The 3,292-nt window shown below is 34.3% G+C and carries 2 protein-coding genes; one reads left to right on the plus strand and one right to left on the minus strand.

Annotation, left to right across the window (positions count from 1 at the left end):
• Nucleotides 1-79: 79 nt before the first annotated feature.
• Nucleotides 80-1,543, minus strand: a complete 1,464-nt coding sequence (locus ADJ83_RS02675; protein ID WP_048716732.1) for a spore germination protein — start codon at nt 1,541-1,543, stop codon at nt 80-82.
• Nucleotides 1,544-1,868: 325 nt separating this feature from the next.
• Between ADJ83_RS02675 and ADJ83_RS02680 the strand changes: the two genes are divergently transcribed.
• Nucleotides 1,869-2,840: a LacI family DNA-binding transcriptional regulator gene (locus ADJ83_RS02680; protein WP_048716735.1), complete on the plus strand. Its 972-nt coding sequence runs from the start codon at nt 1,869-1,871 to the stop codon at nt 2,838-2,840.
• Nucleotides 2,841-3,292: the final 452 nt, after the last annotated feature.

Consider the following 3,292-nt stretch of genomic DNA (forward strand, 5'->3'; position numbering starts at 1 on the left):
TTGTTCGTCTTTAAAGATTAGTTATTTAGTTTTGTCCCAGCCTCATTCTTATTCTTTGCAGGATAGGCCTAAAACTAAATTATCTATCAGGATCATTAGGATTCAAAATACGAGGACGGCGATTTTTCAAAGGAATTGGTGTTCTGACAAGAATATCTCTCATTGCACGGTAATTGAATGGAATGAAGGGCCATAGATATGGAACCCCAAATGATTTCATTCTCGCAAGGAAGATAATAAATAAAGCTACACCAAAAATATATCCTGGTACTCTAAAGATAGCGGTAGAAATTAATAAAGCAATACGAACAAGTCTGTTTGCTAAACCAAGCTCATAACTAGGTGTTGCAAAAGTTCCGATTGCAGCAATGGAAAAATACAAAATGACCTCGTTTGAAAAAAGCCCAACCTCCACTGCTACTTGTCCAATCATTAAGGCAGCCACAAGTCCTAATGCGGTTGCTAATGATGTAGGTGTATGAATGGCAGCCATCCGAAGCATATCCAATCCAACTTCTATTAAAAGAAACTGAATGATTAATGGGACCTGCCCTAATTCATTCGGACCTAAAAAGGATAGAGATCCAGGCAGAAGACTTGGTTCTATACTTACTAAATACCATAAAGGCAATAAGAAAATCGAAGCAAACACACCTAAGTAGCGAACAAAACGTAAATATGCACCAACAAGGGGATTGTTTCGGTATTCTTCAGCATGTTGCAAATGATGCCAGAAAGTAACAGGCGTAATCATCGCAGATGGGGAGCCATCTACAAAAATACATACATGCCCTTCAAAAAGATGGATGGCTGTTGTATCAGGTCGTTCTGTATAACGTACTTTTGGGAAGGGGTTCCAGTTGTTCCCCGAAATAAATTCTTCAATTGTTTTTTCAGCCATTGGTAATCCATCTGTATCAATATTTGACATAGCTTCCTTTAATTGCTCGACCATATCTGGGTCCGCAATATCACCAATATAACAAATAACGATATCTGTTTTAGAACGACGCCCTACTTGCATAAATTCCATTCGCAGCGTTCGATCTCTAATCCTTCTTCTTGTTAGCGCGGTGTTAAAGACAATTGTTTCTACAAATCCATCACGGGAACCACGAACAACTCTTTCTGTATCAGGCTCTTGTGGCCCCCTAACAGGATAGGTTCTGGCATCAATTAACAGCACTTCGTCAATACCGTCAATAAGCAGAGCTGTTGGACCAGACAGGACATTATCGACAACTTTATTTAAATCATCAACTGTACTAATTTCTATATAGGGAATATAGGTACTCAATAATTTATTTAAAACATCTTTTCTTAATTCCTCTTTTTTTACTTTTGCAAGGAACTTCATGAGTAAATGTAATATATCATCTTTTACTAATCCATCTACAAGAAACATAGCCATTCGGATTCCAGCATATTCGACATCTAAATGGATCATGTCAAAGTTTTGGCCAACACCCAATTCTTCCTTTAGGTATCCTACATTCTCGTCCAAATGACTGGATACCTTCTTTTTCTTATTTATGTTTTCCATATCTCACCTCATAATAAAAACAGTTGTGGAATGATTTTCCTTTTTATGTACTATTTTTCATAATAGACATAGGAGAGGAAAATAATACCTCTGAAGTAAAAGTTCGATATTCCTTGATTAGAAAACAAATGAAAAGGAATTACTTTCAAATCCTTTTATCACTTTAAGCCTTAAGGCGACTTTTGTGATTTAGATTAGATGTGCAGAAGGAATATATTGGGTAGAAGAAAGATGCAAAAAGAACAAGTTTGTGATAATATGTATGAAAACGGTTAACATATACAATTTAAGTGGAAAATAATTTATGATTTTTCGGGTGGTAATCATGAAAGTAAAATTAGAAGATGTAGCAGAGTTGGCAGGTGTTTCACCAACAACGGTTTCACGTGTTTTGAATAATCGAGGATATATAAGTGAAAAAACAAGAGAAAAAGTAGAGCAAGCCATTAAGGATTTAAATTATTATCCTAATGATATAGCACGCTCTCTTTTTAAAAAACGGACCAATTTTATTGGCCTTATTTTGCCGACAATTAATAATCCCTTTTTTAGTGAATTAGCTTTATATATAGAGAATATATGCTCCACTCATGAGTTTAAAGTTATTCTCTGTAATAGTTTAGGACAAGTGGCGAAAGAAACTTCATATGCAGAGATGCTTATTAGGCATCAAGTAGATGGAATTATCGTTTGTTCCTATAATCGTGGAATTGAAATATATAAGAATTCTAAGCTTCCTATTGTCGCAATTGACCATTATTTATCACCGACCATTCCTGTAATAGGTTCTGATAACTATGAGGGTGGAAAATTGGCTGTTCAACATTTACTTAATCAAGGTTGTAAAGCAATTGTTCATATAAATGGACCAAGCGAGTTAGAGACACCAACCCAAAATAGAAGAAAAGCCTATGAAGACCATGTAGCTAATCCCATTACCTATGAATTGAATAGCGTTTTTGATGAGGAAGCAACTGCAGAAACAATCAAAAAGATATTTATAGAGCACCCTGAAACGGATGGGATTTTTGCTAGTGATGATTTAATAGCATCAACTTGTTTGAAAGTAGCGAGTGAACTAGGAATTCAGATTCCCAATCAATTAAAAGTTGTAGGGTATGATGGCACGCAAAGTGTAAGGAGGTTGTTACCTCAATTAACCACAATTAAACAACCAATTGAGGAAATTGCACACTCAGCTGTATTAAGATTAATGGACATTATTAATGAAGTAAATAAGGATGAAAGAATGGAAGTTATTTTACCTGTTCAATTGCTAAAAAATGAGACGACCTAATGCAATCGATAATGAAAGGATTTTAGACCCCATTCAGATTAGTTCCCGAACGAGACAAATAAGATAGGATTTTCTTTGATAAAATATAATCTAAAAATTTAGATTGTATTTTTTAAAAATAAACAAGTCAAGCGGTTGACATATATTATGAAAGCGTTTAAAATAAAAAAATATCAAGCGGTTGACATAATGAAATGTGAAAGCGATATATATTTATGATTTGAGAAAGGAGATTTAAGGATATGTCAAGCGGTTGACATTCACTCAACTCAATATATTTTCTAGAAGGAGGCGAAATAAATTGTCAATTTCAGTACCTGAAAAAAAAACATTGAAAAAAAACACATCAAATAAAATAGAAGGTAAATTTATTCCAGCGAAAAAAAACGAAAACTTTATTCAATATTTTAAAAAAATGAAGAAGCAAGCCGAATTCGAGCAATTCTTACTGG

Origin of the sequence: Bacillus sp. 522_BSPC (genome assembly GCF_001076885.1) — a bacterium.
Lineage (GTDB): Bacteria > Bacillota > Bacilli > Bacillales > Cytobacillaceae > Niallia > Niallia hominis.

Excerpts from the sequence above, each read along its gene's own strand:
- ADJ83_RS02675 (WP_048716732.1), bottom strand. The coding sequence starts at position 1,543 with ATGGAAAACATAAATAAGAAAAAGAAGGTATCCAGTCATTTGGACGAG.
- ADJ83_RS02680 (WP_048716735.1), top strand. The coding sequence starts at position 1,869 with ATGAAAGTAAAATTAGAAGATGTAGCAGAGTTGGCAGGTGTTTCACCA.